Origin of the sequence: Pseudosulfitobacter sp. SM2401, assembly GCF_042932805.1 — a bacterium.
Classification (GTDB): domain Bacteria; phylum Pseudomonadota; class Alphaproteobacteria; order Rhodobacterales; family Rhodobacteraceae; genus Ascidiaceihabitans.
This window is the reverse complement of the sequence record NZ_CP170633.1, coordinates 3,133,891-3,159,768: the sequence shown is the minus strand read 5'-3', so window position 1 is coordinate 3,159,768 and position 25,878 is coordinate 3,133,891. Positions and strand designations below refer to the sequence as shown.

Below are 25,878 nucleotides of genomic sequence, written 5' to 3'. Positions count from 1 at the left end.
TTCACGCCAAAAACGCAGCGAGGCCTCATAGACCAACGAGCAAGACCCAGGCGAAGCCAACCTTCGGGTGAAACTCACAATTGACCGCTCGTAGGTCTGTTGCGCTTTCTCATTGTTCGGAGAACGAAACCTCTCGAATTGCGAAACCGCCGAGACCTGAATGATTGCGTTGGGTCAATGTTCTGCCCCTTGCGCTTGGTATTCAAAGGCGTGTTTTTCAGAGGAAGCTGGAAATGAGCAACCCATCAGCCGCAACGGTGAATGGACATGTGAGTCCAAGATTCGCTGGCGTAAGAACAGCATTTGAAGAAAACTTCACCAAGCACAATGAACTGGGCGGCGCTTGCTGCGTGTACTTGCGCGGCGAAAAGGTGGTTGATCTTTGGGGCGGTGTTCGCGATCCGGCGACCGGTGCGCCTTGGGAAGAAGACACAATGGTACTGGTCTTCTCGCTGACCAAAGGGATGTCAGCAATGACGCTCGCGCTGGCACATTCGCGCGGCTGGCTCGACTATGAGGCGCGTGTTGCCGATAACTGGCCAGAGTTTGCGCAGAACGGCAAAGAGGCAATCACCGTGCGACACTTGCTGGCGCATCAAGCTGGCCTGCATGCGTTCCATGAAAACATTGACCGCGCCATCATTGCCGACCCAGACCGGCTGGCGGCGATCTTGGCGCGTGAGGCCCCCGCATGGCCGCCCGGCACCCGCAACGCTTACCACTTTCTTTCGCTTGGTTTTTATGAAGGTGAATTGCTGCGTCGGATTGATCCGGCGCACCGCACGCTTGGGCAGTTCTTTCAGGACGAAATCGCGACACCGCTTGATCTCGATTTCTACATCGGTCTTCCAGATGTGATCCCGAACGAACGGCTTGCGCCGCTCACCCAAGCCGGCCTGATCAAGTCGGTTTTCGGATATCCGTTTCCGATGATACGGGCGTTGATGAACCCATGGTCCGATGCCTTCAGGGCCTGTATCGTAAACCCGGGCGCAGGCGTTGTCACGGACAAGGACCGCATATATGCGCGTGATCTTGAGGTCCCCTCTGGCGGCGGTGTCGGCACCGCACGGGCTATTGCAAAGGCATATGGTGTCTTCGCGACAGGTGGATCGGAACTCGGTCTCCAGCCGGAAACGCTGGCAGCACTCAGAGCGCCAGCCATGCCGCCATCACGCGGTTTCTTTGATGAAGTGCTTCGGGACGACGCGCAATACGCACTGGGTTTCATGAAGCCATTTGATGGTTTTGCATTCGGTCACGCAGACGCCTTTGGTGCGCCAGGTGCGGGCGGTTCGCTTGGCTATGCCGATCCGTCGATCGGGTTAGGCTACGGATATGTGACAAACCGGATTGGACCGGGCGTTGAGCCCGATCCAAGGGACGTGGCATTGCGCGAGGCCCTATCGGCCGGACTCGCCTAACGCCGCTAAAGCCCTGCGGGCAACATCAATCAGATGCGCCCACCGCTCAAAGTGGCGGTCAGTTTTATCACCCGTCAATGGCGTTCAATTTCGCTACAAATGTTTCGATAGTGTCCGAGTCCCGGCCTTCGATGACCTGATCATGAGGCAACTCCAGCGAGGCCTCCAATGGGACAGGGAGAAGACCTTCCACCATCTTCACTGCCTTTTCAGCAGGAGAGTGTCCGCCAAGGGTAAAGAACACTGCAACCCGGCTCGGTAACTTTGGCTTTCGCGCTAAGAAAGATCGCAGAGGCAAGGCAGGGTAGCTCGTCCAGATGGGCGCGCCGATGATGACCAGATCGTATTCATCGAACGACAGGTCCGGAACGTCGATCGGCGGCAATCGGCCTTTGACACTGTCATAACCAGCCCGCAGATAGGCAAACCAACCGCCTTGGTAACGTGGACATTTAATTTCTTTGATATCAGCGGAGAGTGCCGTTCCAAGCGCGTTCGCGACTTTGGTGGTGGTGCCAGTTCGCGAATAAAACAAAACCAATGATTTCATCTACGTGCCCTCCATCCTAGGCTTTCAACAAGCATGAGAGTGCGCTGTCAGGATTGAACATAAAGGAGCCGAGCTGTTGCGCTGGCTGCGCAGTCGACACGTTGAACCCTCTCCGCCCAATGCCGCTGCATCGTTGAGCGACTTGATTGGGTCAGCTACCTTTATGGAAGGCACCCAAACCGCTTGTGCTTCCAATGGCGCCTTTCCAGAGACTACCAACGCAACATCCTCGCCCGAAGGTCCGGTGACCTTCAGACCAGCCAGTTCTGCCGCAGGCTGGGAACTGACCGTCCAGTCGAATAACTCAGAATAGAACTCCTGTGGGAATGCAGCCGCATTTGTCAGGTAAACCTCCAATCCAAACTGCCGCTGCGGCACGGGATAACTGTGACGAGATATGGAGACACCGATGCGTGCCCCGAGAGGATCGCGCAGGAGCGCATTGCGTCCCACGCCGGGGACTTCGAATGGTTGCCGTACAATGGTCCCACCCAGCTTTTCGGTAAGTGCCACCGTTCCGTCCACATCTAGAACTTCCACATAGGCAACCCACCCATTCGTCATTTCCGGTGGTGTTTCCGCAAAACCCGCGCCTGCTTCATCTCCTTCAAGCGCAAGAATGAAGTCTTTCTCACCCCCGCCCCAGGCAAAATCAGTCGCGTGCTCTGTTTGGTAGGTCCAGCCAGCCACACGTTTGTAAAACGACATCGCCTGTTGTCTGTCGCTTGTGAGAAGGTCGTGCCAGATGACTCGACCTATCTTTTCAACGGTCATTGTTGACCCCTTTCCATACCTCTTCCATTTGTCGCGGGAAGCATTTCATACTCCGGCGACCTGACCCTTGATATGGGTCAACTGCTGGCACGCATTTGTGCTTGTTGAATGGGATTATTGAGACGCCCGAGGTTGAATGCTTGGCCGCCCCAAATTTTACCTTATCCCCTTTTCGCCTTTTGCTTTGTGACCCGGCGGACCATTTTGCCGAACGCTTTGTCTTTTGATCTGCGCTCAGCCAAGCTTGACGAGTTGAAAGCCTCTTCAGCCATCAACTTGCGCCATCGGCCTAACCGGGCTTCGTCGATCTCACCGTTCTCAATCGCCTTTAAAACGGCACATCCCGGTTCCGTCAAATGCTGGCAATCGCTGAACCGGCATTGGGTTGAGAGGCTATGAAGGTCCGCGAAAACATCATCAATGCCAGATGCTGCATCTGTCAGTTGCAACTCGCGCATCCCTGGTGTGTCCAACACGATGCAGCCACCTGCCACAAAGTGTAATTGCCGACTTGTCGTCGTGTGACGACCCTTGGCGTCATCTTCACGGATAGCTTGCGTTTCAATCGTCTGTGTACCCGATAGCGCGTTGACCAAGGTCGATTTGCCCACGCCAGAGGACCCAAGGAACGCTACGGTTTTGCTGGGCTTGCACCAGTTCGCCAACTTCATCTTTGGTTCATCACCACGTGCATCAAGGGTCACGACAGAGACCAGTTCGGAAATCGCTTGAGCATCATCAACATAGTTTTGAGTGGAAGAGGCCAGATCACTCTTCGTCAAAACGATAACCGGCGTGATGTCCGCTTCAAACGCCAAAGCGATGTAACGTTCCAAACGTGCTACTTTGAAGTCTTGGTTACAGGACGACACGATAAACGCTATGTCAATATTGGCCGCGATCAGTTGCACCTGACGGTCCGTTCCAGGAGCGCGGCGTTTCACAAGACTCTTTCGGTCTAAAACGCGGCTTGATTTGGAATGATTGCGATCAAGCAATAGCCAATCGCCAACTGTCGCATCCTGCTGCGGAGGAATTGTCTCATCGATGCCATCTCCGATGACATGCAGCCCATTGCGATGCACTTCTACAACGCGGACAGGTGGCGTCTCAGTCAGTTCATCCACGCTGATCTGTTGTGCAAAATACGGCTGCCAACCGAGTGTTTCGAGTGGAGATAATTGTCGTGTCGCTGCTCCGCCCTTCATATTGGGCGGAAGAAATTTGGAATAGTCCCTTGTCATTGGGGTCAACTTTCATGTCTTAGCCTCGAGCAGCGCTCAGGCTTGAAGTGTCAGTGTTTTCTGATGTTGCAATTCAACAGGCCGGCCAAATGGATTTGGCAGCGCGTCTCAATTGTTGAACTTGCATCGGGAGGACTGTTGCCTCCCCACTTTACCGGGACATGAAATCTCCATTGTTGTGTATCCTGAGATAGCTTCGGTTTGCTAGTTTTTCAAGCTTGGCCAGCCACGATGGGCTTAACTCCGGAAATCGATCACCACCGATGGCGCACTGCGTCGTGCCTTACCGTGATATACGGCCTCGATGTTGTTTCCGTCAGGGTCGAGCACGAAAGCCGCGTAGTAGCCTGGGTGATATGGACGCTCGCCGGGCACCCCGTTATCGCGCCCGCCATGGATCAGCGCCGAACGGTAGAAAGCATCCACCGCCGCGCGGTCCTTTGCCTGGAAAGCCAGATGGTGACGGCCCGTCAGCACACGCAGTGCCGCAGAGCTATCTTTCGAGGATACGACGAGTTCGTCAGCCCAGAAAAAACCCTCCGCCGTGCCGATAACGGGGATTTCCAAAACGGCTAGAACGGCTGTGTAAAAATTCTGACTGGCCTTGACGTCGTTCACCACGAGCTGGACATGGTCAATAAGTCGACCACGATGCAACTGGTTGTTTTTCATGGCCATTCTCCACATGAATATGTGTCAATTGATCTTTCGCGCCGAAGGCACGATCTCCCGCTTGTGGGGACCATGTGCGACTTGTTGCTCACCAGTATTGCGTTAGATCAATCGGCCGTGACGCGGCATTTCGGAAGCTGAGATGGCTGTATCTCATTGCATCTATACGGTGCGGTTTCGGTTCTTAGTAGCCGCTAAACTGCTCAAACTGGATGTTGTCTTTGTCGACACCTGTCGAAGTTAGCATTTCAATCATCGCTGAAACGAACCCGCTTGGGCCAACGCAATAATAGATCGGTTTGGCCAAATCGGACAAATGTCTGGACAGCATTTCCGCATTGATGCGCCCCGTTTCTCCGTTCCAACCGGTGCTGTCTTTGATATCTGACATGGTGGCAACCATTTGGATTTCTGGATTGGCCGCGCTGATCTCTTGCAGCTCCTTCAGCATGGCTGCGTCGGCTGGGCTGCGATTGGAATAGAACAGAGAGATGTTGTTCTGACCACCAGAGCGATGGGCGTCGCGGATCATCGACAGAAACGGGGTGATGCCGATCCCCCCTGCCAGAAACACTGAAGGACGATCTTGGCCCTCAGCTCTCGTGAAGCTGCCCAAAGGCCCAGCGACCTGTAGGTCAGTTCCCTCCGGCAATGCCTGCAAGGCTTGCTTGAAAGCACTGTCTCGCAGGCGCGTGATCACGGTCAGGTCCGCTTCATGTGGCGCACTGGCGATGGAAAGAACGCGTCCCTCGCCTGCACCTTGGGGTGCATCAGCCGGAATGGTCAGTCGGATCGCTTGGCCCGGTTCAAAGGTGAAGCCAGCGGGTTTCGCGAGGCGCACCGCAAGCGTGTTTTCTGCGACCATCTCGCGCCCGAGAAGCTGCACTAACGACGCCCGGCTGTTCCGACCCGTGAGCCTGACACCATCGCGCATGTTCAAGCCCATCAGCGTCAGATTGGTTGCCCCTGCGACCAGCTCAACACCCTGCAGCGCGTAGAACAACGTATCGAACGTCCCCGCTGAGGCCTTGGCTTCAAGAATGAAGGCCATCGGAAGCAGGATCAGTATCCCGTTGGCGGCGATGATCGGCATCCGCTTTTTCTTTGTGGACACAAACCTCTCTGATCGGCCGGCCCCAAGCGACATGCCAGAGCCGCCAACAATCGCCATCGCAGGGATCAAAATGAACATCCCATTGAGTATCCATCCCTTCACCGCCGCGATGGTTTCATACGATCCGAACAGTTCCGAGATGACGGTCGAGGTCCAGAACGTGAAGATCATAAGCAGACCGACAGTTCCGGCAATGGCGTGAATGCGGGTTTTCATGGGTTCGTCCTCTTTTGCGTGGCAACTCTGTGAGTGGTGGATGGCTGGTGTTTCAGGCTTTGATCGCGATGCAGCCGAAGACCGCAGCCGCCATGCCAAACCCGATGCGGAAATAGTGGATCGTGAGCCACTGGTTCAGTTTCGATGCACCTGTCGTTTCGTCCATTGCACCACTCGCAAGTGCGGCATTGGTTGGCACAAAGAACGCAAATGTCAGGACCGCCACCACGAAGATGCAGGCGGCACTGAGCAGCCAGAACTTCAGCTCCGGGCCGCCCCAAGACAACCAGACTGATCCAATGAGGCCGAACAGGGTTGACATGAAGATCAGCGGGATGGATCGGGAGACGAACTGATTGTTAGCCGCAAACCAGTCCAGGAATGCTTGGGTCGGGAGGCTGCGCCAGTATCCACCCAAGGTCACGCCGATACTGAGCATGACGCCAGCAAATCCTGCCGCCCCACAGATGGCGAGTATGTTGAACGCTGTTTTGATCATGAACCGGTTCCTTTGCCTTTTGAGCCTAACCACATGCGCCAGATCAGCCCGTCCCGTTTGATGAAATGGTGGTAGAGTGCGGCCCCCGCGTGGAGCGCGAAGAGCGCCAACATGAGCCTCGCGCCCAGTCCATGTGGCATGCGCGGCAGGAACTCAGTGAAGTCCGGCAAAGGCTCTGTACCTGCGCCGAACAGCACGCCGCCCGCACCCGATAGTGCCAGCATGCCGATGCCGCTTGCCGCCATTCCCAAAATGACAACGTAGAACAGTACATGGATCGCTTTTGCAGTAAACGTTTGCCAAACGGGGTCGCCATCCACAGGGCGTGGCTTCTGGTCAACACCCCACCACCAGAACAGGCGCAGCAGCGTCAGCAACAGGATCGCAACTCCCAAAGGCACATGAAACATCAGGATTGCTTCTTTGGCGGCGCTTTGCGTCATGGATGACGCCCTAAAGCCTGAGCCAAGCATCGCGAGAATGAACAGGGCGCTCAGCCAATGAATAGTGACTGCAACCGATCCATATTGAGTTGGGGTGCTTTTCATAAGACGTGCCTCCTAGTTCCGAAAGATCAGGCTTACAGACCGGTGAGCGCGGCGCGGTAGGCGAGGTTGACCACATAGCCGCTGAGAAACTCGTCGCGGGTCAGGAAGGCATTGTCGTCGGTGTCGGCACGGCGGAAATCCCAAACCATCGACTTGTGATACTCTCGCCGCGCGATCTCGCCGTCACCGTCGTGATCCCAAATCGCAAAAAGTACCTTTTGCGCTGTTTGATAGGCCCGTTCTTGGCCCTCATCCTCGGCGATGAAGTTGAAGCCAAAGTCCCATTCTGTGAATTCGATGGGATCGACTGATCCGCTTTCGTCAGAGTCCATGGACACGAAGATGTCCTGACCGAAATTGACAAACTCGCCCATATCGGCTGCACCAGTTGGGTTGTCCTCTATCGATCCGTAAATCAGTTCCGCCAGTTCACGGCCGGGTGTCGGCGCGTCTGATTGAGCCAATCCAGCGCTCGGGAGAGCCAGAAGCAGTGCGCAAGTTGCTGTCAAAATTCTCATCTCTCTATCCATTCTGATTCGTATTGTATAGCAAGCTATATACTATTACATAGTTAGCTATGCAATGCTATTAGGTGCCATGGAATTTGATCGTATGAACTCCGCGGGATATCTTGTGAACAACATGGCCCGCCTGCTTGTCGAGGTGCTTCGCAAGCGCATTGCACCTCTTGGCATAGTCCCCGGGCAGTTTCCGGCACTATTGGCTCTTTGGGAAAAGGACGGACTGACCCAAAAGGAGCTATTGGCCATGCTCGATATCGAGCAAGCTACACTTGCAAACACGCTGACAAGGATGGAACGGGATGGGCTAATCACCCGTAGAGAACATCCAGCGGATGCGCGGGCCCGCACGATCCACCTTACCGACCAAGGGCGTTCAATCCGTGACTCTGCGTATCAGACAGCAATGCAAATCAACGAAGCAGTGCTCGCCGACCTTTCCGAAGATGAAACTCAAGCGTTTCTGGACTACATGCGCAGGGTTATTGGCAAGATCAAAGAAGTTGAGAATTCCTGAACCGGACATTGGCGCAACCGCAGCGAAGTGGCGCTATGTCCGCGTCTCGATTGTTGCTCAGCCAGGCAGCGAATGAAGGGTTGGATTTGACAGCTTGGAACAGTCTTCAATGACCGCAGAGCCGACATAGGTTTCGACAAATCCAGCGGCGGCTTTGAGTTAGCAGGGGAGTGGTCTTTTATGAGGTTGATGGTAATTTTACCAATTAGTCAAATTCGCACAAAGGTGAACTATGATCTAAAGTAGCCGTTGATCAGCCCAAATTCTGGACTGAATGGGATCATCAAGCTGCCGTTTGAAACTCTTTCGTTCTTGGTCTGATTGCTCACGTTGTTAAGCAAGTTGATCCTTTTGAGGCTCAAGACGACCTAGATCAGCAGATGACTGAGTGCATGAGTACTGCGTTGCGTCTTGGTTATGACACAACTGAAAAGCTCTTTTTCGCGAGAGATGAACAAGACGCTCTTGGCCGCGTGCAGGCGCATATGATGTGGAATTCCGCCAACCGTATTCCACATACCTCTTAAGCACAAATGAGCGATCAAGAAGTCGCCTCTTGTGTCGGGGCGGCAAGTTTTTGCGGTCGCAGCGAACTACCGCTTTCCGCCCTTCTAATCGGCCAAACGATAGCGGGCTTGCACCTTGGCCAGCCTCTCCTCCAACAGTGCAGAATGATCTTCGACGAAGCGCATCCGTGGATACAAGATTTGCTGGAGGCCTAGACAGCAATGTTCTTGTTAAACCGGATAACCAGCATCTATCAAGTGCATCGCAGTAGGTGTGCTATGCAGCCGCGTGAAATAGCAAGTTGAGATTTGAGCGCCCTCCCGCAACCAATATTTCTGATTTAATGTCAGCACGTTACAAACCACCTTCGGGAGGCTTTTTTCGTTTCCGTCTATTGTGCGGAATTACTGCGGTGGAAATCGCGCGTCTTTGGTGCCGGTGATGGTTTGAGATGGCCTGATTGCAGCGACACGACAGCAATTGCCAAAACGACGTTTGCGGTCGATTTGCCATCGCTTCGGTTCCAGCCTGCGCGATGGCCTCGGATACAAAACGCCGCCTCAAGTTCAATTTTCGAGCGCCCAGTTTTATTTGTCTAGGTTCCCTTCCCAAACACCCCTAAATACGTGATATTTCGGTCAACGGGTACGATCCCGTGATCGGGCGATTTGAAACAATTGATACAGGTAAGCGGCGAATGAAATTGGTAATTCTTGCAGGCGGGTTCGGAACACGCATCAGCGAAGAGTCGCATCTGAAACCTAAACCCATGATCGAAATCGGTGGACGCCCGATCATTTGGCACATCATGAAGCATTACAGCGAACACGGGATCAACGAATTTGTGATCTGCTGCGGCTACAAGGGCTACATGATCAAGGAGTACTTTGCGAATTACTTTCTGCACATGTCCGACGTTACGATCAATCTGGCAAACAACAGCATCGAGACCCATTCTCAAAGGGCCGAGAACTGGAAAATCACCTTGGTCGACACGGGCGAGGCCACCCAGACAGGCGGGCGCATCAAACGGATTGCCGAACACTTGGACGGGCCTTTTTGCCTGACGTATGGCGACGGGGTCAGCGACGTCGATGTCACGGCTTTGATCGCGCACCACCGTGCGCAAAACGTCGAAGCGACGGTAACAGCCATCCAGCCTGCCGGGCGTTTTGGTGGCATTGTGATCAACGACGGGCTCGTCACCAAGTTTCAGGAAAAGCCCGAAGGCGACGGACGCTGGATCAACGGTGGCTTTTTCGTTTGCGAACCTGCGGTCATGGACCGGATCGCAGATGATTACACGGTGTTCGAAAAAGGCCCACTGGAAACGCTCGCTGCGGATAGGCAGTTGTCAGTCTGGAAGCACAGCGGCTACTGGCAGGCGATGGACACATTGCGCGATCGCAACACGTTAGAAGACCTGTGGTCCAGTGGCAAAGCGCCTTGGAAAACGTGGGAATGAGCAGCTTTTGGGCAGGTAGGCGGGTTCTTGTCACCGGACACACCGGGTTCAAGGGCAGTTGGCTGTCCTATTGGCTGCACCGGATGGGCGCTGATGTTTCGGGTCTGGCGTTGGCACCTGACACGACGCCCGCCCTGTTTGACCAGCTACAGCTGGACGGGCTGATTGATCACATGGTTGGTGACATTCGGGACCCCGATCTGGTCGCCCAGCGGATCAACACGGTACAGCCCGATGTTGTGTTCCATCTGGCGGCGCAACCGCTTGTGCTGCAATCGTATGAAACACCGCTGGAAACCTGGCAGACCAACGTCATGGGGTCGCTGCATGTCATGCAAGCGTTGCGCGCATTAACCAAGCGCTGCGCTGTTGTGATGGTCACAACCGACAAGGTGTATGACAATCTTGAGGACGGGCGCGCATACGGCGAAGACCATCCGTTGGGCGGTCACGACCCCTACAGCGCCAGCAAAGCCGCGATGGAGATTGCGATTTCCAGCTGGCGAAAATCCTTTCTGGCAGGCACGGATTTACGGATGGCGTCCGCGCGTGCTGGCAACGTTATCGGGGGTGGCGATTGGGCCGACAACCGCATCGTGCCCGACATCATCAGAGCGCTGCAAAGCGAACAAGACATCGTGGTGCGCAACCCGTCCGCCGTGCGTCCATGGCAGCATGTTCTGGAACCGCTGGCGGGATACCTTGTGCTGGCTGAACGGATTTGGTCCTCGGATGAACCGGCCTATCAATCGGCGTTTAATTTCGGACCGGACCAGACAGCCGCCCGACCGGTGGCTGATCTGCTCAGCGAGGCGTTGCGCCATTGGCCGGGTCATTGGCAGGATGCGTCGTCTAACGCGGCCCCACACGAAGCCAACCTTCTTAGCCTCGATTCATCAAAAAGCGCGACCCTTCTGGGCGTCAAACCCCGTTGGGCATTTGAACAAACAATCGAGCAGACAATCGGCTGGTATCGTGCGGTCAATGACGGACGTTCTGCAGTTGAAATTACGACTGCGCAACTCGATCAATTCGGTGCCGTATGATTTTTGAACCACTGCCCCTTGAGGGCGCTTTCGAAGTGTTGTTGGAACCTCGTGAGGACGCGCGCGGGTTCTTTTCGCGCTTTTACTGCGATGATGAATTTTCCAAACATGGGCTGAACACCACGTGGACGCAGATGAACATTTCGGTCACGCGACACACCGGCAGCTTGCGCGGTCTGCACTTTCAAAAGGGCGACGCGGCAGAGGTTAAATTGGTGCGCTGCCTGCGCGGGCGGGCCTATGATGTCATCGTCGATCTTCGGGCAGGATCACCCAGTTACGGCCAACATGTCAGCGTCGAACTGGATGCGGATCGCCGGAATTCGATCTACATCCCCAAGGGGTTTGCGCACGGGTTTCAAACGCTTGAATCAGAGGTTGAACTGCAGTATCTCCATTCGGAACCGTATACAGCCGGACATGAGGGAGGGGTGAATGTGATGGATCCTGATCTCGCAATTAACTGGCCGCTGCCGCCTGCTCAACTGTCCGAGCGCGACAAAACCCTTCCTGCATTTTCGGAGATTTCGGCCCTATGACGCAGCTTTGCCGCCACTGTGCCACGCCGCTTAGCATCAGGTTTCTCAATCTGGGTTTTGCGCCGCCGTCAAACGCATATCTGAACCCCGAAGACCTGCAAAAGCCCGAAGTAACATACCCATTGCGCCTGCTTGCGTGTGGTCAGTGCCGTCTGGTGCAAACCGAAGATTACGCCGCCTCCGACGAATTGTTCACGGACACGTATGCCTATTTTTCATCAACCTCAAAGGGTTGGCTGGATCATGCAGAGCGGTACGCGAACATGGTCACAGACCGGTTCGCGCTAGGCCCGGACAGCCAGGTGATGGAAGTCGCATCGAATGATGGCTATTTGCTCAAGAATTTTGTGGCCAAGGGCATTCCTTGCGTTGGCATCGAACCAACCAAAAGCACAGCCGACGCCGCGCGCGCATTGGGCATTCCGGTGGTTCAGGAATTCTTTGGTACGGATCTTGCGCCGTCGCTTGCCGAGGCGGATTTGATCATCGGCAACAACGTCTACGCCCACGTGCCTGACATCAACGATTTCACAGCGGGCCTCAAGACCGCGCTTAAACCCGGTGGTGTCATCACGCTCGAATTTCCGCACCTGATGGAACTGGTCGAACATCGCCAATTCGACACCGTCTATCACGAGCATTTTTCCTATCTTTCCCTGCTGACAGTCGAGCGGATTTTCAAAGCCGCCGGCTTGCGGATTTTCGATGTCGAACAGCTGCCAACCCACGGCGGCAGCCTGCGCATTTTCGGATGCCAAGAAGCGGCAGATCATGTGCAATCCGCAGCTGTCGCAACCGTGTTGGCCCAAGAACAAGCACGCGGCATGGACGAGGACGGGTTTTACCAATCGTTCCAGTCCCAAGCCGATGCGGTCAAAGACGACTTTCTAAAGTTTCTGCTGAGTGCCAAGGCCGAAGGCAAATCCGTTGCGGCCTATGGCGCGGCGGCAAAGGGCAACACGATCATGAACTACGCAGGCGTGCGTCCTGATCTTATCCCGTACGTTTGTGATGCCGCGGCCGCCAAGATTGGCAAGCTGATGCCCGGAAGCCATATCCCGATCTTTGCCCCAGCAGAATTGCGCGCACGTCGCCCCGATTATCTGGTCATCCTGCCGTGGAACATCGCGGCAGAAGTGAAAACCCAATGCGCCGATCTTGCCGCGCTGGGCACGCGGTTCGTCACCGCCGTGCCCAAGCTTACCGTAAACCAATGAGCCGGATTTTAATCACCGGTGCCACAGGTTTTGTGGGCCTGCCTGTTGCGCGACAACTGGTTGCGGCTGGGCACTCCGTGACGTGCGTTATTCGCCCCGGTAGCGATGAAAAACTAGAGGGATTGGACGCCAAGATTGTCCATTGCGACGACGTGTTTGCGCAAACCGCCGATTGGTGGAAATCGACGCTGACGGGGGTTGATACGCTGGTCCATCTGGCGTGGTACGCCGAGCCCGGAAAGTACCTGACGTCTGAGCGAAACCTTGAGTGTCTGACCGGAACGTTGTCGATGGCCAAGGGTGCTGCGGCAGCTGATCTGCGCCGGTTTGTCGGCGTCGGAACCTGCTTTGAATACGATCTGTCTGCCGGACATCTGTCCGTCGACACACCGCTTGCGCCGGACACACCCTACGCCGCCGCAAAAGTCGCGACCTTTACAATGCTCAAAGCGTGGTTCGCCACAACACAGGTCGAATTTTTGTGGGCGCGTCTGTTTTATCTGTTCGGCGCACGCGAGGATGCACGCCGTTTGGTCCCGTATTTGCACGCGCAGATGCAAAACGAAGAACCGGCCAAATTGACCAGCGGAACCGCAATGCGCGACTATCTCGATGTTGATGTTGCAGCCGAATTGCTGGTCCAAGACACCCTGAGCGCGCGCGTCGGTGCGACGAACATTTGCAGCGGCCAAGGCGTTACAATTCGCGCACTCGCAGAAACGATCGCCGATCAATATGGCCGCCGTGATTTGTTGCAGTTTGGCGCACGACCAGACAATCTGACAGACCCGCCAGTTGTGATCGGGCAAAGAACAGAGGTTTCATCATGACGCAGTACCCCGCACCCCGCTTGCTGTATGAGCAAGACAATTTTCCGGTGTTCCAGAACCGCATGTACGACAGCGCGGACGAGGCCCAAAATTGCCCGCGCGGCAATATCCGCATTGTCGAGGATCAGACGTCGGGCCTTGTGCGCAATGACGCCTTTGACCCCGCGCTGGTGGACTACGATGCGAACTATCAAAACGAGCAGGCCAACAGTACGCCCTTTCGCGAACATCTGGAATGGGCCGCGGATCTGATCCTTGATCACATGGGCACCGAAAACCTGGTTGAGGTCGGATGTGGCAAGGGCACTTTCCTGGAAATGCTCGATGCGCGCGGCGCTGCGATTACGGGCTTTGATCCGACCTATGAGGGCACCAACCCCCTGATTCAAAAGCACTACTTTGGGCCGGAATTGGGTCTTGCGGCGGATGGCATGGTGCTGCGCCACGTGCTGGAACACATCCCCGACCCCTATGCGTTTTTGTGCCAGTTGCGCGATGCAAATGGCGGCGGCGGATTGATCTACATCGAAGTGCCTTGCTTTGACTGGATCTGTGAGGGCCGCTGCTGGTTCGACATTTTCTATGAACACGTCAACTATTTCCGCCTGTCCGATTTCGACAAGATGTTTGGCAATGTCGTCGCCAGCGGGCGCTGTTTCGGCGGTCAGTATTTGTATGTGATCGGCGATCTAGCGAGCTTGCGAGCACCCCGGTTTGACCCCGAAAATGCGATTGATTTCCCTGACGATTTCACAGCCAGCCTGCAGGGTGGCACCGCAGGCAGCATCCTTTGGGGTGGCGCGTCAAAAGGCGTGATCTACGCATTGTTGCAAGGACGGGCAGGTGCGCCGGTTGAGGCCGTGATTGACATCAACCCCGGCAAACAGGGCCGCTATCTGGCCGGAACCGGGTTGCGTGTATCTGCACCACAAGAGGTGCTTGCGAACTTGCCTGCGACCGCGCAGATCATGATTATGAATCCAAATTACAGCGATGAAATTCGCAAAATGTCGAACAATGCATTCACATATGTTGAGGTGGGAAATGACTGAATTTAAAAAAGAAAGTGCCGCGCGCATTTCAGAGATGATGGGCAATACGCCGCTGAACGATATGGCTTTGACGTTTCTTCAGGCCACGACCCAGCCGCAATATTCCTATAATTTCCATTGGCAGGATCGCCCAATCATCCAGTACCCACAAGACATTGTGGCGATGCAGGAACTGATCTGGAGTGTGAAACCCGACTTGATCATCGAAACCGGCATTGCCCATGGCGGGTCGTTGATTTTCAGCGCCTCAATGCTTGCCCTGCTCGACATGTGCGACGCGATCGAAGCGGGAACGACGATGGATCCGTCAAAGTCCGACCGGAAAGTTCTGGGCATCGATATCGACATTCGCGCCCATAACCTTGAGGCGATCAAACAGCATCCAATGGCTTCGCGCATCGAGATGATTGAGGGTTCAAGCATCGATCAAGATATCTTTGCGCAGGTTCAAAAAGCCGCCGAAGGATACAAACGCGTTTTGGTGTGTCTCGATTCAAACCACACCCATGACCACGTCCGCAGCGAGCTGGAATTATACGCGCCACTGACCTCGGTGGGCAGCTACTGCGTCGTCTTTGACACGCTTATCGAAGACATGCCTGCCGATGAATATCCCAACAGATCGTGGGGGCCTGGCAACAACCCGAAAACGGCGGTTTGGGACTATCTGAAATCTCACGATGAATTCGAGATCGACAAATCCATCCCGGCAAAACTGCTGATCACAGTGGCGCATGACGGCTTTCTCAAGCGCATCCGCTGATCACAGCAGCTGTTGAACGGCACTTGGCGTTGGTCCATGCCTTGCGGGATGAACTCTCGCGGGGCAAGACCGCGCCAGAATTGTCGCCAAGCATGGCGTCCATTGCGTGCGCCGTGGTCGGATTGGTGTTTGGCCCCTGTTTGGTCGACACTTGATAGCTTTGTATTCGGGGCGTGGCGCACACGCCCTTTTATGCAGCGATCTTGCCAAGAATGTTGGTTCTGACATCAATGATGCAGCGTTGCCGTGACGTTTGAGATACTTCATGGGGGGCAAAATCAGATTCGACCTCGTCCAACGCTGCGACTGCTCTCTCAAGGCGTTGAAGTTGCACCTGTGACGAATGCATTGGCCCATTGGCCACGGAATGATCAATGAACATGACGAGGGCCTGCTTTTTGAAAACAGACTCGGGCTGACCATCACGGGTGCAGACGCCATAAACCCCGTTCAAAAAATGGTCCCATGTTGCTTTTGCATGATCAGTGTCAAATTGCTGTCGAATGTCCGGAGCGACCTTTGACAATTCCTGCCCGAGGCCGTTCGCAAAGAACATCCGTTTTGCGTCATCGTAACGGCTGGCGAAATGCTGTCGGGCGTGATCTTCGGTTGCGAGTTCAAGCTGTACGACGCTTTCGAACCACGCAGAATGGCCTTTTAAATGAAAGCGGTAGGTGGCATCGTCATGAACGCTGCTGACAAAGGACACTGATGATCCTTTGCAGGCATAGACATACGACGGGGCTGGGAAAACACGCGCTTGGGTCAATGCCGTCAGTGCATCACGGGTTGTCTCCTTGATCGCCACAAATGCCTCTTCTTCGAGGAAGTTAGCGTAGAGATAATTCATCAGCATGTTGCGTCCTTTTTCGGTAAATTAGGGGAAACCATCAATTCCGACTGATCAGCAAACGCAGACCTGCGTAGGCAAAGAAGGCACCCAGAACGCCCTGGATTCCGCGGCGTGCCTTGCCGTAAAGGCGCACCATTATCGGTGTGGAAAAGGCCACGGCATAAAGCACATGGATGATGATCGAGAGCATGAATGTGCCAAGCACGATCACCATGCCAACCCAATGCGGCGCACCGTCCGTTAGCCCAAGCGAGATGATCGCGATCCATGCAAGGGCAGCCTTTGGGTTGGTCATCTGAATGATGTATCCGCGCTTGGCGTATCCCAACGGCGTTCTCGTGCCTCCTGCCAATTCGTTGGCTTCGATATCGTGATTCGAGGCCGCGGATTTGAAGGATTTATAGGCCAGCCATAACAGATACAGCCCACCGAATATCTTGATGACAACCAGTGCGACGGCGTACTGAGACAACAGTGCCGACAACCCGATGACCGTCATGACAGCCCAGGTAAATGACCCTGTTGCAATGCCGAGGGCCAGTGCGATCCCTGACGTGCGCCCGACACTCATCGACGTGCCGATGACGGCCAGGATATTGGGGCCGGGACTGGCGATGGCCAGCAAGAACGCGGCGTAGGCCAAAAGGATACCGGGAAGGTAGAGGGTAAAGTCGGTCATGCGTCATCTCCTGAAGGTGCTTACAGGACACTAACAGGTTGACCGCGAGATATACTTCGTCTCTGATCTAACTATGAAAGAAGGCCCTGATATATCGTTACCCGCGGCCCTGATGGGCGACCCCGCGCGTGCAAATATGCTGATGGCTTTGATGTCGGGCATGCATTTGACTGCAACCGAATTAGCTAACGAAGCAGGCGTGACTCCAGCAACAGCGAGCGTTCACTTGGCCAAATTGTCCGCAAGCGGTTTGATCACCGCAACAAAACAAGGTCGCCACAAGTATTTCTGCATCGCGGACGCGGATGTCGCGCATGCAATCGAAGCTTTGGTCATCGTGGCGTCGCGTGCGGGTCATATGCGCACCAAGCCGGGCCCAAAGAACGAAGCAATGCGGACGGCGCGGTCTTGTTACGATCATCTTGCCGGAAAGTCTGCGGTGACGTTGTTTGAAACCTGGTTGAAGAATGGTGTGCTCGCGTGGGAAAACGACGTGATCACGCTCAGTGGGCGTGGGCGGGTGTTTTTGAAGGCGCGCGGCATTGATTTGGACAATCTGGAAAAGAACAAACGCCCTCTTTGTCGCTCATGCATTGACTGGTCGGAACGGCGACATCATCTAGGGGGTGCTGTCGGCGCAGCCGTTTTGAGCCACGCCTTGAATTCGGGATGGGTCAGTCGCGACGGAACCAGTCGAACCCTTTCGTTTGAAGCCGATGGTGAACGCGCTTTGATGAATTGGTGCCGGTTCTAGGGCGGTATTGCGGGGCCAGATGTAGCTGGGCCCAAAAGACAAAACTCTGGCCAGCCTCGCCGACAAGGCGACGATTTTCAATGTTTGCCGCACATGACCTCGTCGTTTTGCATTCCCTCACGAAGACCGCCCAAAACGCAAAAGCACTGCGCCGATCAGGGTTAGCAGCGTGGATAAAACCTTTGCCAGGTCCAGCTTTTCGCGCAGGACAAACACGCCAATCAGCAGGGCAAAGACGATCGATGTTTCGCGCAACGCGGTGACCAGCGCGATGGGGGCTTGGGTGAATGACCAGACAACCAAGGCGTATGCGGCGTAGGATGCACCCCCGCCAATCAACAGCACCCGCATGCCTTTGCGCCGCACATTTCGCAGGGTTTCTGGCCGGGTCAGCGCAGTGATAGCGATGAATACAATGGCATTGCCAATCGCCAGCCACCCGTAAAACCCAAGGGCCGTCCCCGCCTGTCGCGCACCCAATCCGTCCACCAGCGAATAGGATGCGATGAAACACCCCGTCGCCAGAGCAAAGCCAGCGGCGTTGCGATTGGCACCGCCATCGACACGACGCACCAGCGCCAACGAAATGATCCCCAACCCGATCAGCACGATGGCTCCGATCTGGACCGGTTCCAAAACGACGCCAAGAAACAGGACGGAAACGCCCGCAACAATCAGCGGCGCGCTGCCACGGGCCAGCGGATAAACTTGGGTAAGATCACCGACGCGGTAGGCCGCGAGCAGAAAGAATTGATAGCCCAGATGCAGTACAATGCCAGCGACGAGCATCGGATAGCTGGACGCATCTGGCACCGGCACGAACGCTAGAACAGGTGCTGCAAAAACGCCTTGGCCGATCACCACGGCTGCCATGGCAAGGTGCTTGTCACCGTCGCCCTTTACCATCGCATTCCAAGTGGCATGAAGCATGGCGGCCAGTATCACGGCGACAAAGACAGTCAGTTCCACAGCGTGCACCCCACATTTGACGCCGCAAGCCTGCACCGGACATCTTGAAATTACCATCTGTTTGTGGTGATCGCGAAAATGCTGCGAGACCGGCCAATGTTCGTGGGCGAATCCCCACTGGGAAACAGGTTTCCTGCGCGGGTTTTGGATGTCTTCGGCCAATCAGGATGTACGCTAAAGTAGAAATTCTCGACATGGTGGAAAAGTGCCGTGCAGTTGTTTACCAAACACCGATTTGACCGCTTTACTTGCCGAATATTTCCAGCCACCCTGCCTGCACACGGTAAAATTTAAGAGCATTTTAGACATACAAAATAGCGGCCATTTGACGAACCCAGACGCTGACATTTTTGCGCAGCCGTCATCAAACAGTTCACATTGTCCGCCATTCTACGCTTTTGAATAATAAATTTACGTAAACGATTTCGGTGTTCAGTGCGTTTGGGGAAATGCGCTGAGGGTAACACCACTACCTGAGGGGGAACGAAAATGCTGGTACTTTTATCCATGCTGGGCGCTTTGGCGGTTGGCACACTTTACGTCGGCTCGACCGAGGACGACGACATTCAAGGAACGGATCAAGATGATCGCGTTTCTGCAAATGACGGTGACGATCTTTTGCAAGGGTTCGCGGGCAATGACATCCTAGATGGCGACGCAGGCGACGACACAATCCGTGGCGGCACGGGCGACGATACTGTTGATGGCTACGAAGGCGCCGACTTGTTGTTCGGCAACGATGGCAACGACGAGGTGCGCGGCTTTACCGATGATGACGTCGTCCAAGGCAACAAAGGCGACGATGACGTCCGCGGAAACGCTGGCAACGATCGCGTCATGGGCGGACCGGGCAACGACCTTGTCCAAGGCGACATCGGTGATGACATTTTGCACGGCAACATCGGCGATGACACGATCATCGGCTCTGACGGATCCGACCTTGCGGTTGGTGGACGCGGTGATGACATGATCGACACCTCATCCGACAACGGTGGCTTGCCAGATCAAGGATATCCGTTCTTGTTTGAGGGCGACGATGACGTGAGCAACGATGCTGACACGGTTGTCGGCGGCGCTGGGTCCGATACAATTATCACTGGCGACGACGACGACGTTATTCGCGCAGGCGGACAGGCAGATTTTATCGATGCCGGTTTCGATGACGACTTTGTTGATGCAGGCCCGGGCGATGACACGATCATCGGCGGCGAAGGCAATGACCTGCTGCGCGGCAAAGACGGCGATGACCTGATTTACGCAGGCCTTGATCCCAGCTTTCCGGACAATCTGAACATCGAAGATGACGGAACAGGCGTCGGTGGCGCAGACCTGTTGCCTGACAATGGCGACGACACTGTCTACGCCGGTGCTGGCAACGACACAGTCTTTGGCGCCGACGACAACGACGAAATCTATGGCCAAGCCGGCGACGATGATTTGTTCGGTGGCATCGATGACGACTACATTTCCGGCGGGTCTGGCAATGACGTGTTGGAAGGCGAGCAGGGCAACGACACTCTGGACGGTCAGGATGGCGAAGTTGACGTCATGGACGGCGGCATCGGCGACGACGTGTTGCTGGGTGACGGCGGCGACTTCATGTATGGGGGCCTCGGAAGCGACAGCTTTACGTTCTCTGATCTGGTCACCGACGCTGTTGTGATCCGCGATTTCGAAGTTTCTGACATGCTTGTCATTCAAAGCGGATCTGCATCTTTGCCAGAGTTCGAGGATCTGACAATCGTCGCCAACAGCGATGGCGGAACAGACGTTTGGCTGGGGGCTGCCGATACGGGCACGCATCTGGCTGTCGTCGACAACACCGCGCCAGAAACGATTACGCAAGCAGACATCGCGTTCGTTGCGGCCTAAATTACGACAGACTTGACCGCCCCTGAACTTCGAAATTGAAATTCAGGGGCGGTCATCGCACCTCTTTGGTGGCACAAACTTAGCACACTTTATAATTGTATTATCGCCAACCCTTTAACCTAGGGGCTGTGCGTACGACACTGAAAGCCATTGGTTTTTGTATAGGTTAAAATTGTGCTTCTCAAACGCTACGCCCGCATTGCATTCAATTCACCACGGGCCGCCTTCGAGAGGCTTTTTGATTTTTTTACGGCGCTGGGGCCACGCAAACCCGAGCCGGTCTCGTCTGTAGACAGTGCCCTTCGCGTGCTCGAAGAAAACAGAAGTTTAGAGCTGAAGACCGAATTGCAAAGCGCTTTGGCCAAGCTGAAAACGGCGGATACGGACGGTGCGCAAAGCGTTCTGGTTGGGCTCTTGGATGCTGTTGATCGACGATCCGATGAATGGATACACCGACGCTGGAACAAAGAAATCGAAGACCAAGCCGGCGCGCTGGATTTGCTTCAGCTGTCGGCGGATGATTTTTACGCGCATCTCCTTAAGTTCATGCTTGATGCCTTGAACCGCGCGCACGTTGAACATACGCCCTACGCACATTTTGTGATTGATCCGGTATTTGATGCACAAACGTACATTTGTCTGCTGCTGTCATCCCCGCACATCACCCATTTGAAACCGATACCCAGCCCCGAATATTTTCAGAACGGCAGGTATCAAAGATACCAGACAACCATTTCGCCAAACGCGTTTGACACAGCGCACCGTCGCGTCGGTTTTGTGTGGCTGACTATGGACCGCGTCATGCAATCGCCGCAGATCATTGCGCTGCTGTTCAGCAAATTGGGGATGACACCGCCTGACAAATGCAAGGCCCACACCCGCATTCAACTGGACCGCGCGGGCACACGCATTCGCCCCCACCTTGATGGTGAAAACGGCGGGCTTGTGACATTCCAGATGTACTTTCCCTTGGACAAAAGCAACTTCGACACTGGCACCGAGTTGTTTGAAAAACACGGCGACCAGTTCGAGACCGTCAAAAAGATGAACTACAAACCGAACTTGGCCTACGCGTTTCAAATCGGCAATGACAGTTGGCACGGGGCCAACGAACCGATGCCACAACTATCCGAGGGTCGGCTTAGCTTTCTGACGCGGTATCGGGTCGACACGTAGACACCCGCGATTGGCCATCCACTTTGCACCCGCGGCTACGGCAAAAAAACATTCACACTTGAAGTTTTGCAGGTTTCCCAATCAAAGTGAAAACAACGAGCTTTAGGAGCCAGCCCGATGTTTTTACGTACCCTTATGGCGTTTTGTTTGATTGTTCTGACGTGGGGCGCTGCGGCCGAGGCCCAGATCATGCTTGGCACTGGCGGGGCGGTGGACACCACGCCAACGCTGCCGGATCCACTAACGACCGAGACTGCAAATGCGCTGATGTCGCGCCTGTCTGACAGCGAGGTGCGCACGCTTTTGCTGGACCAACTGAACGCTCAGGCCGTCGCATCCAGTTCCCAAGAAAGCGCCGGTTTTTCCGAGTTCCTTTATCACGCGACAACGGGTGCAGCGAAATCCGTCATGCTGCCGGTCGATCGCCTGCCAGTGCTTTACAACAGTCAATTCACCGCGTTTTCCACGTTCTTTGAACGCATCGGTGGCGGCATCGGTCTTTTGACGGCGCTGGGCTATATGGTCATCGTTTTTGGGGCCGGCGCGCTTGCCGAAATCGCCTTTCGCCGCTTTACCAGAGACTGGCGCGTCCTGCCTCCAGCCGACCCTGAAAATTTGCAACTGCGCGAAGTCATTCAGTTGTTGGTGCAGCGGCTAACCACTCAAGTGGCGTCGGTGATCGTCTTTGTGATCGTCGCCCAGACTGTCGGGCGGATCATCCTGCCTGACAATGTTTTCGCACTTGTCGCGTTGATCGGCCCCTATCTGATCGGCTTCCCAAGGCTTGCACTGGCCATTGCATTCTTCTTTTTCGCGCCGCTGAACCCGGAATTCCGCTTATTGAACGTCGATTCACCAACCGCCCGCGCGTTTTGCAAACACCAGTTCTGGATCGCGATGTTGCTGGGGTTTTCAGGCGCGTTCATCCAGTTCCACAACATCTACGGGGTGCCATCAATTGAAACGCGACTGGCGTTTTGGCTGAACGTGGCGATGCATGTCTATCTGGTGTGGCTGATGTGGACGTACCGTGCGGGCGCGGTCAGCATGATGCGCGGCAGCCACCCTGACGTCAGCGTGATGGAGGACCGCATCGCGCGCGTTTACCCCTATTTTGCGATCTTCGTGATCATCGCCGTGTGGTGGGTGGTCAACATCGTCGTCAGCTATGGCAACTTTGAATTGCTGGGCACGTACCCGCATTACAAAACCATGACGCTGATGTTGTTCGCACCGGCACTAGACACATTGATCCGCGGTTTGGTGCGCCATTTGTCACCCCCGATGACCGGCGAAGGCCCGGTCGCAGAGCGCGCCTATCTGTCGGCAAAACGGTCCTACATCCGCATCGGCCGCGTCGTTGTTTTCGGAATGGTCATTATCGGCATCGCAGGTTTTTGGGGCATGAGCCCGTCTAACATCGCATCCGCTGGCGTTGGCCCACGGCTTGCCGCATCGATGATCGAATTTCTCGTGATCATGTCGATCGGCTATCTGCTGTACGAATTGGTGTCGCTGTACATCAACCGCAAACTGGCGGCCGAACAAACCGCTGCAGGTTACGACCCTGATGCCCAAGAGGTCGGTGGCGACGGCGGTGGTGCAGGTGGGTCACGCCTGTCGACAGTCCTGCCGCTCATTCTGGGGGTCAGCCGCGCGGCGATTGTGGTGGTGTTTATCCTGCTGGGTCTGGGCAATGTCGGCGTTGATACGACCCCGCTGTTGGCCGGTGCCGGTATCGTCGGTTTGGCCATCGGCTTTGGCGCGCAAAAGCTGGTGACAGACGTCGTGTCCGGCATCTTTTTCCTGATCGATGATGCCTTTCGCACCGGTGAATATGTCACAGTAGACGGGACCATGGGCACGGTCGAAAACATCTCGATCCGCTCGATGCAATTGCGCCACCACAAGGGGCCGGTGCACACGATCCCCTACGGTGAAATCCCGAAAATCACCAACTTTTCGCGCGACTGGGTGATCATGAAACTGCGCTTTACCGTGCCGTTCGGAACCGACCCGAACAAGGTGAAAAAGATCTTTAAAAAGATCGGGCAGGACATGCTGGCAGTCCCTGAATTCGCGGATGATTTTCTGCAACCGTTCAAATCCCAAGGCATGCTGGAAATCGATGATGTGGGCATGGTGTTTCGCGGAAAATTCATGGCCAAACCGGGCACGCAATTCACGCTGCGCAAGGAAATTTTTAACCGCGTGAACGCAGAATTCGCAACCAACGGTCTGGAATTTGCCCGCCGCGAAGTCCGCGTTGCACTGCCGTCCATGGACACGTCCAACCTGACGGAGGATGACAAATCAGCGATCTCTGCCGCCGCAACGCAAGCGGTTCAAGATGTCATGCCAGAGGACGCCGCCGCCAAAGACAAGCAGTAGGCAATTAGCTGAGAATGCTAAATTGTTGCCTGATCGCGGCATCTTGATCGTCCGTCAAATAGGTCGGATGATGCTCTGCCAGTATCGATTTGGCTGTGATTTTTGCACGCGCCCACGCATCCAATCCGCCCGCGTCTTCCCAGGTTTTCGGGTTTTCGCGGTCGGCAATTGGCGGGTAAAAATAGTCGCGCTCCATTGCGGCCATCGTGTGCGCACCGCCCAAGAAATGACCGTCGCCCAGCACCGCTTCGCAGATCGCATCAAAGCCCAAGTTGGCCTCGTTTACCTCGATGCCGCGCAGGATGCGGTAGGTGTGGCCGTGCATTTCATTGTCCAACACAAAGCCTTCGAAACTTGCGCCCAACAGGGCCGCCGTCATGCCTGAACTTTCGTAAATCAGATTGCCGCCGCCCAGTGCTGCCGCCAGTGATGTCATTGCTTTTTCCGCGCCGTACTGGGCATCCAACGCCTTGGCATCGGTCATCGACGCCGCCACCCCCGAGGGCAGGCCAAGCCAGTTTGACACCTGCGCCGACGCTGCATTCAAAACGGCAATTTCACCGCCACCACCGGCAAAAGCGCCGGTGCGCAAATCGATCACCAAAGGCCAGTTCGAAAACACCATCGGATGCCCCGGTTTGATCACGTGCACCATCACCAGACTGGCCAGCGTTTCAGCCAGCGATTGGGCAAGGAAACCGGCCAAAGTCGCAGGGGCCGTGGCCCCCGATTGCGCCGCCGTGATGCACGACACGGGTATGTTGTGGGCCAGACATTCGAACACGGTGTCCACCGCGTCTTCGCCGTAGCGCAGGGGTGAAATCACCGGGCTGATGTGCGCCTTAACGAAGGGGCGCTTGGCAAATTCACCGTCACCACCTGCCGCGATGTCGAACATTTTTACGATGGGTGCCACGTTTTCAGGCACGGTAAACGCCGTCGCGACGGGTTTCGTGGTGTTGCGCATCAAGGCGTAGGAGGTGTTCACATCCAGATCCAAAACGTCCGGCAAATCTGTGGCGATGCAGCAGCGTGTGAACCAGCTGACGTTGTCCAACCGGTCCTGCAATCGGGTGAAATCATGCAGGTCTTGCAAGGTAGAGGATCGGTACAAACCGCTGTCGATGTCCAGCGTCTGGACCGCAGCACCGCCGGTTCCGAAATAGACTTTGTCGCCGCCCACTTCGATCGAACGATCCTCATCCCGCCCGTGCAAAACAAAGGTCTTGGGGGCGCGCGCAATGGCGTCTTCGACCAATGCGTTCGGAAATGTGATACGCCCGTCGTCACGCAAACCCGCGCCGTTTTGCAGGAAAATCTTTGTCAGCCTTTCGGGCACTTCGCCCATGCCCAATTCGGCCAGTAGCCGCAATGCGGTGTCGTAGATCGCCTGAATTTCGCCCTCGCGCAGCGGCTTGTACTGACCACCCGCAGCCCCCGGCGGACAGGGGTTCACATCAGGCCCGGCCGCACGTGATGCGTGGCGCGCACGCCGTCCTGCACGTTTCGGAGTATCGGTCATTCGCGGCCCTTTTCGACGTTCGCTTGACCATAGGCCCATCGTGAATTTTCGCGCCAGCCCCCGTGTTTGATCCAAGCAAAGCCAAATCGTCTATTTGCAAATGCGAAATCTATAGTTTCCGAATTGACGATGTGACCGACCTTTGCGCCTTTAAGGCAAGCAAC

The 25,878-nt window shown here is 55.4% G+C and carries 25 protein-coding genes; 13 read left to right on the top strand and 12 right to left on the bottom strand.

Going from position 1 to position 25,878, the window contains the following annotated elements; genetic code table 11:
* Positions 1–233 precede the first annotated feature (233 nt).
* Positions 234–1,424 carry a serine hydrolase gene (locus ACFIO0_RS15495; protein WP_390911306.1) on the top strand — a complete coding sequence of 397 codons (1,191 nt, stop codon included), beginning with the start codon at positions 234–236 and terminating at the stop codon, positions 1,422–1,424.
* Between the two features lie 67 nt (positions 1,425–1,491).
* On the opposite strand, the gene ACFIO0_RS15490 is transcribed toward ACFIO0_RS15495, so the two are convergent.
* The 8 genes from ACFIO0_RS15490 to ACFIO0_RS15455 form a co-directional block, all read right to left on the bottom strand.
* Positions 1,492–1,974, bottom strand: a complete 483-nt coding sequence (locus tag ACFIO0_RS15490; RefSeq protein WP_390911305.1) for a flavodoxin — start codon at positions 1,972–1,974, stop codon at positions 1,492–1,494.
* 24 nt (positions 1,975–1,998) lie between these two features.
* Positions 1,999–2,748: a VOC family protein gene (locus ACFIO0_RS15485; RefSeq protein WP_390911304.1), complete on the bottom strand. Its 750-nt coding sequence runs from the start codon at positions 2,746–2,748 to the stop codon at positions 1,999–2,001.
* Between the two features lie 161 nt (positions 2,749–2,909).
* Positions 2,910–3,992 carry a ribosome small subunit-dependent GTPase A gene (gene rsgA / locus ACFIO0_RS15480; protein ID WP_390911303.1) on the bottom strand — a complete coding sequence of 361 codons (1,083 nt, stop codon included), beginning with the start codon at positions 3,990–3,992 and terminating at the stop codon, positions 2,910–2,912.
* 237 nt (positions 3,993–4,229) lie between these two features.
* Positions 4,230–4,664, bottom strand: coding sequence for a VOC family protein (locus tag ACFIO0_RS15475; RefSeq protein WP_390911302.1), 435 nt, complete (start codon positions 4,662–4,664; stop codon positions 4,230–4,232).
* A gap of 184 nt (positions 4,665–4,848) precedes the next feature.
* The gene (locus ACFIO0_RS15470) at positions 4,849–5,994 is read right to left on the bottom strand and encodes an FAD-dependent oxidoreductase (RefSeq protein ID WP_390911301.1); all 1,146 of its coding nucleotides are present in this window, start codon (positions 5,992–5,994) and stop codon (positions 4,849–4,851) included.
* A gap of 52 nt (positions 5,995–6,046) precedes the next feature.
* Positions 6,047–6,493 carry an anthrone oxygenase family protein gene (locus ACFIO0_RS15465; protein ID WP_390911300.1) on the bottom strand — a complete coding sequence of 149 codons (447 nt, stop codon included), beginning with the start codon at positions 6,491–6,493 and terminating at the stop codon, positions 6,047–6,049.
* On the bottom strand, positions 6,490–7,041 hold the full coding sequence (locus tag ACFIO0_RS15460; RefSeq protein WP_390911299.1) for a cytochrome b/b6 domain-containing protein: 552 nt from the start codon (positions 7,039–7,041) through the stop codon (positions 6,490–6,492). The genes ACFIO0_RS15465 and ACFIO0_RS15460 overlap by 4 nt, the downstream gene beginning before the upstream one ends.
* 32 nt (positions 7,042–7,073) lie before the next feature.
* Complete coding sequence (locus tag ACFIO0_RS15455; RefSeq protein WP_390911298.1) at positions 7,074–7,559, bottom strand: signal transduction protein; 486 nt, start codon at positions 7,557–7,559, stop codon at positions 7,074–7,076.
* 79 nt (positions 7,560–7,638) lie between these two features.
* Between ACFIO0_RS15455 and ACFIO0_RS15450 the strand changes: the two genes are divergently transcribed.
* The 8 genes from ACFIO0_RS15450 (at position 7,639) to ACFIO0_RS15415 (ending at position 15,498) form a co-directional block, all read left to right on the top strand.
* The gene (locus tag ACFIO0_RS15450; RefSeq protein WP_390911297.1) at positions 7,639–8,079 is read left to right on the top strand and encodes a MarR family transcriptional regulator; all 441 of its coding nucleotides are present in this window, start codon (positions 7,639–7,641) and stop codon (positions 8,077–8,079) included.
* 1,204 nt (positions 8,080–9,283) lie between these two features.
* Positions 9,284–10,051, top strand: a complete 768-nt coding sequence (rfbF, locus tag ACFIO0_RS15445) for a glucose-1-phosphate cytidylyltransferase (protein WP_390911296.1) — start codon at positions 9,284–9,286, stop codon at positions 10,049–10,051.
* On the top strand, positions 10,048–11,097 hold the full coding sequence (gene rfbG, locus ACFIO0_RS15440) for a CDP-glucose 4,6-dehydratase (RefSeq protein WP_390911295.1): 1,050 nt from the start codon (positions 10,048–10,050) through the stop codon (positions 11,095–11,097). Before rfbF ends, rfbG begins: the two co-directional genes overlap by 4 nt.
* A complete protein-coding gene (gene rfbC, locus ACFIO0_RS15435; protein ID WP_390911294.1) occupies positions 11,094–11,636 on the top strand; it encodes a dTDP-4-dehydrorhamnose 3,5-epimerase in 543 nt (180 codons plus the stop codon). Before rfbG ends, rfbC begins: the two co-directional genes overlap by 4 nt.
* A complete protein-coding gene (locus tag ACFIO0_RS15430; RefSeq protein WP_390911293.1) occupies positions 11,633–12,853 on the top strand; it encodes a methyltransferase domain-containing protein in 1,221 nt (406 codons plus the stop codon). Before rfbC ends, ACFIO0_RS15430 begins: the two co-directional genes overlap by 4 nt.
* Positions 12,850–13,683 (top strand): NAD-dependent epimerase/dehydratase family protein, encoded by an 834-nt coding sequence (locus ACFIO0_RS15425; protein ID WP_390911292.1) that lies wholly within the window; start codon positions 12,850–12,852, stop codon positions 13,681–13,683. The genes ACFIO0_RS15430 and ACFIO0_RS15425 overlap by 4 nt, the downstream gene beginning before the upstream one ends.
* Positions 13,680–14,735, top strand: coding sequence for a methyltransferase domain-containing protein (locus tag ACFIO0_RS15420; protein WP_390911291.1), 1,056 nt, complete (start codon positions 13,680–13,682; stop codon positions 14,733–14,735). Before ACFIO0_RS15425 ends, ACFIO0_RS15420 begins: the two co-directional genes overlap by 4 nt.
* Positions 14,728–15,498 carry a CmcI family methyltransferase gene (locus ACFIO0_RS15415; protein WP_390911290.1) on the top strand — a complete coding sequence of 257 codons (771 nt, stop codon included), beginning with the start codon at positions 14,728–14,730 and terminating at the stop codon, positions 15,496–15,498. Before ACFIO0_RS15420 ends, ACFIO0_RS15415 begins: the two co-directional genes overlap by 8 nt.
* A gap of 190 nt (positions 15,499–15,688) precedes the next feature.
* Here the strand turns inward: ACFIO0_RS15415 and ACFIO0_RS15410 are convergent, their stop codons facing one another.
* The gene (locus ACFIO0_RS15410; protein WP_390911289.1) at positions 15,689–16,354 is read right to left on the bottom strand and encodes a DUF6058 family natural product biosynthesis protein; all 666 of its coding nucleotides are present in this window, start codon (positions 16,352–16,354) and stop codon (positions 15,689–15,691) included.
* 34 nt (positions 16,355–16,388) lie between these two features.
* The gene (locus ACFIO0_RS15405; protein ID WP_390911288.1) at positions 16,389–17,030 is read right to left on the bottom strand and encodes a LysE family transporter; all 642 of its coding nucleotides are present in this window, start codon (positions 17,028–17,030) and stop codon (positions 16,389–16,391) included.
* A gap of 73 nt (positions 17,031–17,103) precedes the next feature.
* Between ACFIO0_RS15405 and ACFIO0_RS15400 the strand changes: the two genes are divergently transcribed.
* Positions 17,104–17,784, top strand: coding sequence for an ArsR family transcriptional regulator (locus tag ACFIO0_RS15400; RefSeq protein WP_390911287.1), 681 nt, complete (start codon positions 17,104–17,106; stop codon positions 17,782–17,784).
* Between the two features lie 117 nt (positions 17,785–17,901).
* Here the strand turns inward: ACFIO0_RS15400 and ACFIO0_RS15395 are convergent, their stop codons facing one another.
* Positions 17,902–18,753: an EamA family transporter gene (locus ACFIO0_RS15395; protein ID WP_390911286.1), complete on the bottom strand. Its 852-nt coding sequence runs from the start codon at positions 18,751–18,753 to the stop codon at positions 17,902–17,904.
* Positions 18,754–19,242: 489 nt separating this feature from the next.
* On the opposite strand from ACFIO0_RS15395, the gene ACFIO0_RS15390 reads away from it, so the two are divergent.
* From ACFIO0_RS15390 to ACFIO0_RS15380, 3 genes are all read left to right on the top strand, one after another.
* Complete coding sequence (locus tag ACFIO0_RS15390; RefSeq protein WP_390911285.1) at positions 19,243–20,625, top strand: calcium-binding protein; 1,383 nt, start codon at positions 19,243–19,245, stop codon at positions 20,623–20,625.
* Between the two features lie 357 nt (positions 20,626–20,982).
* Complete coding sequence (locus ACFIO0_RS15385; RefSeq protein WP_390911284.1) at positions 20,983–21,801, top strand: hypothetical protein; 819 nt, start codon at positions 20,983–20,985, stop codon at positions 21,799–21,801.
* Positions 21,802–21,918: 117 nt separating this feature from the next.
* On the top strand, positions 21,919–24,192 hold the full coding sequence (locus ACFIO0_RS15380; RefSeq protein WP_390911283.1) for a mechanosensitive ion channel domain-containing protein: 2,274 nt from the start codon (positions 21,919–21,921) through the stop codon (positions 24,190–24,192).
* A gap of 4 nt (positions 24,193–24,196) precedes the next feature.
* Here ACFIO0_RS15380 and ACFIO0_RS15375 read toward each other — a convergent pair whose 3' ends face one another.
* Positions 24,197–25,714, bottom strand: coding sequence for a trimethylamine methyltransferase family protein (locus tag ACFIO0_RS15375; protein ID WP_390911282.1), 1,518 nt, complete (start codon positions 25,712–25,714; stop codon positions 24,197–24,199).
* Positions 25,715–25,878: the final 164 nt, after the last annotated feature.